Origin of the sequence: Streptomyces sp. NPDC059371 (assembly GCF_042751995.1) — a bacterium.
GTDB lineage: Bacteria > Actinomycetota > Actinomycetes > Streptomycetales > Streptomycetaceae > Streptomyces.
The window spans coordinates 10484-16189 of record NZ_JBHYXD010000144.1 but is presented as its reverse complement, the minus strand read 5'-3'; the positions used below and the strand labels follow the sequence as shown (position 1 = coordinate 16189).

Sequence of the window (5706 nt, the reverse complement as noted above, 5' to 3'; positions counted from 1 at the left end):
CCCCCCCCCCCCCCCACTTCTCGTGCGCCGCAGACCGCCCGCCAGGCGGTCGCTCGGGTGCGCTGAGTCCGTTCTAAAATCTGCCGGCATGCATTTTTCGGACCCGGGTACATCGTCTGTCGCCGGCGTGCACGGGGCCGGTGACTGAAGACTGGATCACGCAGGAGGGGCCTGACATGACAGTGACGAAGACAGCAGAGGCACGCACCGCGATGCTGCCCGAGATCGCGGACCCTTCCGAGATCGCCCCCAAGGACGCCCGGCAGTTGTCCCGGCTGTTCTTCGACCAGCTCGCCGTCCTGGAAGAGGGCACGCCCGAGTACCAGTACGTGCGCAACACCCTCATCGAAATGAACATCACCCTCGTCCAGTACGCCGCCGGGCGCTTCCGCAGCCGCGGCCAGGACGAGATGGAGGACATCGTCCAGGTCGGCACCATCGGCCTCATCAAGGCCATCGACCGGTTCGAGCTGTCCCGCGAAGTCGAGTTCACCTCCTTCGCCGTCCCCTACATCGTCGGTGAGATCAAGCGCTTCTTCCGCGACACCTCCTGGGCCGTCCACGTACCCCGCCGCCTCCAGGAAGCCCGCGTCCAGCTCGCCAAAGCCAGCGAAGAACTCCGCAGCCGGCTCGGGCGCACGCCCACCACCCATGAACTGTCCCAGCTGATGTCCCTGTCGGAGAAGGACGTCATCGAGGCCCGGAAGGCCTCCAACGGCTACACGTCAACCTCCCTCGATGCCGCCATCACCTCCAGCGAAGACGGCGAAGCCGCACTTGCCGACTTCATCGGCGTGGACGACAACGCCCTCGAACTGGTTGAAGACTTCCACGCCCTCGCCCCGATGATCGCCCAGCTCGACGACCGCGAACGCCGCATCATCCACATGCGGTTCGTCGACGAACTCACCCAGGCCCAGATCGGCGAACACCTCGGCATCTCCCAGATGCACGTCTCCCGCCTCCTGGGCCGCACCCTCACCAAACTCCGCGAAGGCATGCTCACCACCGACTGAGCACATCCCCAAGACACCGGTAGTGCTGCCCACCCTGCAGGGTGGGCAGCATGCCACCTCCCCTGCGTCTGCTCGAGCCGGCCGTTGAGACACGGGTCCTCACGTACGCACGATCGAAGTCTTCGGCGACTGAGACGCGGTCGCCTCCAGCACCGTCGCTAGCGGCAAGCCCGGCAGTACTGCGATCTCGGCCAGGGCTAGTGCGTTGCCCGCCCGATCCGAAACCACGATTTACCAGGCCGTGACGAACCGCCCAGAGTGTGGCTGCACGGGGACCACAAGGCGGTCGAGAGCGCGGCCCTGAGGTGTGTCCGGCATCGTCACTCCAGCGGTTCGAGGAACGTCAGGCCGGAGGCGTCCTCTTCGATCAGCGGAATGAGGGCGGCGTTGAAGGGGCCGCCGTAGGGGGCGTTCAGGTGTGCCTGGAAAGCGTCCTCGTCCCGGTACACCTCGAAGATCTGGTAGGCGCGCGGGTGGGCTGCCTTGGTGTAGACGTCGAAGGCGATGTTGCCTTCTTCCTCTCGCACCTTCAGGGCGTAGTCGCTGATCAGGCGGGTGACCTCGTCTTGTGCTCCCTCGCGGGCGGTGAACTCGGCGAGCAAGGTCTTCTTCACGGTCTCGTGTCCTTGTCAGTTGTGGGCGTCACTTGGGCTCGTCACTTGTGGGCGGAGTCGAGGTGCCAGACGACGGCGTTGTCCAGCTTGACCGATCCGTTCTCGGCGAAAACCTGCACTCCCTGGCTGGCGGGGTCGGGGAAGATCTGGTCGGTGATCGCGGCCTCGCCGCTGCCGCCGAAGACCTCGACGGACGACCAGTCGACGAGGATCCGCAGCTTCACCTTGCCGTTCTTGGCCTTCAAAGGTGCGCTCTGGACACCAGGGAAGGTGCTGTTGAAGTCGACGGCGCCGGAGTGGGTGCGGTCGACGTACAGCTCCTGTGCCGTGGTGTCGTAGCCGATGACGGTCTCCTCTCCCCTGGCGCCGGTGAGCACCTTCAGACCGAACCGGTCAGCGTCCTTGAGGGAGAAGGTCGCCTCGATGTCGAGCGCCTTGCCCTCGGCTGCGGGGCCGATCAGGGCCTTGGAGGTGTTCTTGACGGTGACGCCGGCCGCGGACGCCGGGTGCTTCTGCCGCAGGGAGGTCACGCTGTTCACGGGCTGACTGGTCAGTCGGATACGGCCGTCGATGGTGCGCAGGGCCATCTCCCGAGGGATGCTCTGCGCGCCGCGCCAGGGTGACGTGGGGATGGCACCGCTGTAGTCCCAGTTGTTCATCCAGCCGATCATGTAACGCTTGCCGTCCGGCGCGTTCTCCCAGGACACCGCCGCGTAGTAGTCCTTGCCGTAGTCGGCCCAGTCGGCGCGCTGTACGACAGACTTGGCGGCCGTGTCGGCGGCGGTGAACTGGTCGGCGAGGAGGTGGCCCCAGCCGGCGGTGTTCATGTCGACGATCTGGACCTGTGCCTTCTTGCCCGCGTAGGGGCGCATGTCGAAGGAGGCCCAGTCCAGGGCTTCGCTGTTGGAGCCGGTGGCGCTGCGGACGACCTTGCCGTCGACGATCAGGTTGACGGATGTCTCCTGGGAGACGGGCTGGGCCTGGGTGTCGGAGAGCATGATGTGGTCGACGTTGACGTGGCCCCAGCCGCCTGTGTTGTCGTCGACGATTTTGATCCGTGCCTTCTTGCCGGCCAGGTCGCGGACGTCCCAGGAGGCCCAGTTGAGGGCCTCGCCATCCTGTCCGGTGGTGCTACGGACCACCTGGCCGTCGATAAGGAGCTCGACCGCGGTGGGGTTGTCGGATCCGGCGGGGTGGCTGCCGCCCCCGACGAGGAAGTTGACGTAGTTCTTGTCGATGGTGAATTCGGGCGAGGTGAGGGTGCCAGTGGTGGAGTCGCCGTCCCGGAAGCTGTTGACCAGGCCGCTGCCCAGGTAGCCGGAGACTTCCATCTGGTTGGGGAGGGTGCCGGTGGCCGGTGCGGTGCCGAAGGCGTCCCCGGTGGTCGTCCAGTCGCCGTAGGTGCCGCCCTCGAAGTCGGCGAGGACCGTGCCTGCGGGCGGCGGGCCCTGTTCCATGACGGTTCCGGGCACGTGCGGGTGCCGGCCGCCGCCGACCTTGAAGTTCAGGTACTTGCTGTCGACGGTGAAGGGGGGCGAGGTGAGGGTGCCGGTGGTGCCGTCACCTGAGTGGAAGCTGTTGGCGAGGCCCTTGCCGTCGAACCCGGCGACCGTGCCCTGCCCCTCCACCGCTCCGGCTGTCGGCGCTTGGCCGAACGCCGTGCCTGTGGTCGTCCACGAACCGAAGTCGGTGCCCTCGAAGTCCTGCATCACCGTGCCGGTGGGCGGGGTGTAGGCACCCTTGTCCTCGGCGGTGAACTTCTCGCCGTCGAAGTCGCCGACGAAGTACTGGGCGGCCGACCCGCCTGCGATGCCGCCGGGGTTGATGTTGACGACCAGGACCCACTTGATCTTCTTCTTGTCCCCGTCGACCGCGAGGGGGAACAGGTCGGGGCATTCCCACACGCCGCCCGTCGCGCCGGACGGCCCGAAGTCGCTCAGCAGGTCCCAGTCCTTGAGGTTCTTGGACGAGTAGAACCGCACCTTGTGCTCGGCGGACAGCGACACCGTCATCAACCAGCTCTTGGTGGGCGCGTACCACTGGACCTTGGGGTCGCGGAAGTCCTTGGAGCCGATGTCGAGGACGGGGTTGCCCTGGTACTTGGTCCAGGTGCGGCCGCGGTCGGTGCTGTAGGCGAGCGACTGGGCCTGTGTGCCGGTGGACTTGGCGTAGCTGGTGTAGATCGCGACCATGGGCGGGTTCTTCTTGGTGCCGAAGCCGGTGGTGTTGTCCCGGTCGACGACCGCGCTGCCGGAGAACACCATCTCGTTGTCGTCGTGTGTGAGGGCGAGCGGCAGCTGCTTCCAGTGCACGAGGTCCTTGCTCACCGCGTGGCCCCAGGACATGTCGCCCCAGGAGTTGCCGTTGGGGTTGTACTGGTAGAAGAGGTGGTACTCGCCCTTGTAGTACACGAGGCCGTTGGGGTCGTTCATCCAGTTCTTCTCGGGCGTGAAGTGGAACTGGGGCCGGTGGGTCTCGGAATACGGGGGCGTGCTGGCGGCTACGGCCTGGGAGGTGAGCGGGGCAGCGGACAGGGCGCAGACGGTCACCACGGCCGCGATCATCCGCATGCGGGCATGCCGGGATACATCTCCAGAGCTCATGATCTCTCCTGCGCTGTGGCCGTCCACCGGGCGGAGCCTGCGGCTCTGGCGTGGACCGACCGAAAAGTGATGCCCGGGGTCGGCGTCGTCCATGCCGACGGCCCAGGAATGTCATCGTTGACTTGTGTCATCGATGACATCGAGTGGGCCGATGATGAGCGAAATCCGGCCGCTGCGTCAACAGTTCGGGCGGGAGTGCCCGGTGCGGCCTGCCCGCCGGTCAGGCCCCGCCGACGTTCGCGAGTTGCGCCAACTGATTCCGCCACGGCGGATTGGGGCCGGCAACCGAGCAGGTCAGCGCCGCGACCCGGGTGGCGAACCGGCAGGCTTCCGCGACATCGTCCAGGCCGAGATCGGCCAGTCGGCCCCCGAGGAGTCTGCGGGCGCCGAGGTGGTGCAGCAGGCCGGCGGTGAAGGAGTCCCCCGCGCCGACCGTGTCGACCACCCGCGCGGCCGCCCCGGGTATCTGCAGCCGTTCGCCGTCGAGCGAGGCCAGGGCGCCGTCGGCGCCGAGCGTGATCACGACGAGCCGCACTCCCGCGGCGTGCCAGGTGTCGCACGCCTGCTCGGGCGGGGTGCCCGGCAGGAGGAGTTCCAGGTCGTCCTCGCTCAGGCGCAGGATGTCGGCGAGAGCGCACCAGCGGGCCAGCCGGGCGCGGTAGACCTCGGGGCGCACCAGCAGTGGCCGGACGTTGGGGTCGATGCTGATGGTGGCCCGCGAAGCCGCTGTCGCCAGGAACTCCTCCACCGCCGCCCCGCCGGGCTCGCGGACCAGTGCCAGCGACCCGGTGTGCACACAGGCCGTTTCGGACAGGTCCGTCCTGGCCAGTTCGCCTGGAGTCCACTGCCAGTCGGCCGTGTTCTGCGCGTGGAACGAGTACGTGGCCTGTCCCGTGACATCCAGCTCCGCCACGGCCAGTGTGCTGGGCTCGGCGGCGGCGACGGCATAGGACAGGTCGACGCCGGACGCTTCCAGGTGGGCCCGGAACAGGCGGCCGAACACGTCGCCGGACAGGCGGGCCAGGAGGCGGGCCGGTGTGCCCAGCCGGGCCAGAGCCACCGCCGTGTTCGCAGGTCCGCCGCCCGGCAGCACGCGCAGGGCGAGTTCGCTGGAGACGTTTGCCGGTTCGGTGAAGGCGTCCGCGACGCACTCTCCCACAACGGTGATCTGACGCGGGCTCATGGGCTGCTCTTTCTCGGAAGGCTTGGCGAGCCGGGCGAAGAGGCGGCGTGGCAACACCGCCACGGGCTGGCTTCGCGACGACTAAGGACGTTGCCGATTTGTGACGAGCGGAAGGCATTGACGTTGCCGTGATCCGGAGTCCATCATCCTCGCCAGGTGGTGGGGGGGGGTGTTGGAGGGGGGTGGGTGTGACGGCGGGGGGCCGGGGCGGGTTGGAGACGACGGCGCGGGCGGAGCGGACGGGCGGGGGCGCGGGGGTGGCGCGCGCGGAGGTGCGCCGCCGAGCGCCG

At 67.9% G+C, this 5706-nt stretch carries 4 protein-coding genes; 1 reads left to right on the top strand and 3 read right to left on the bottom strand.

Annotated elements, in window-relative coordinates; genetic code table 11:
• Positions 1-176: 176 nt before the first annotated feature.
• Positions 177-1016 (top strand): RNA polymerase sigma factor SigF, encoded by an 840-nt coding sequence (locus ACFXGX_RS40725; RefSeq protein ID WP_384802688.1) that lies wholly within the window; start codon positions 177-179, stop codon positions 1014-1016.
• A gap of 320 nt (positions 1017-1336) precedes the next feature.
• Here the strand turns inward: ACFXGX_RS40725 and ACFXGX_RS40720 are convergent, their stop codons facing one another.
• The 3 genes from ACFXGX_RS40720 to ACFXGX_RS40710 all read right to left on the bottom strand — a co-directional run bounded on the left by ACFXGX_RS40720 (position 1337) and on the right by ACFXGX_RS40710 (position 5416).
• Complete coding sequence (locus ACFXGX_RS40720) at positions 1337-1630, bottom strand: putative quinol monooxygenase (protein ID WP_384802685.1); 294 nt, start codon at positions 1628-1630, stop codon at positions 1337-1339.
• Between the two features lie 41 nt (positions 1631-1671).
• On the bottom strand, positions 1672-4233 hold the full coding sequence (locus ACFXGX_RS40715; RefSeq protein WP_384802682.1) for a GH32 C-terminal domain-containing protein: 2562 nt from the start codon (positions 4231-4233) through the stop codon (positions 1672-1674).
• A 220-nt stretch (positions 4234-4453) separates the two neighbouring features.
• Positions 4454-5416, bottom strand: coding sequence for a carbohydrate kinase (locus tag ACFXGX_RS40710; RefSeq protein ID WP_384802679.1), 963 nt, complete (start codon positions 5414-5416; stop codon positions 4454-4456).
• Between the last annotated feature and the right edge of the window lie 290 nt (positions 5417-5706).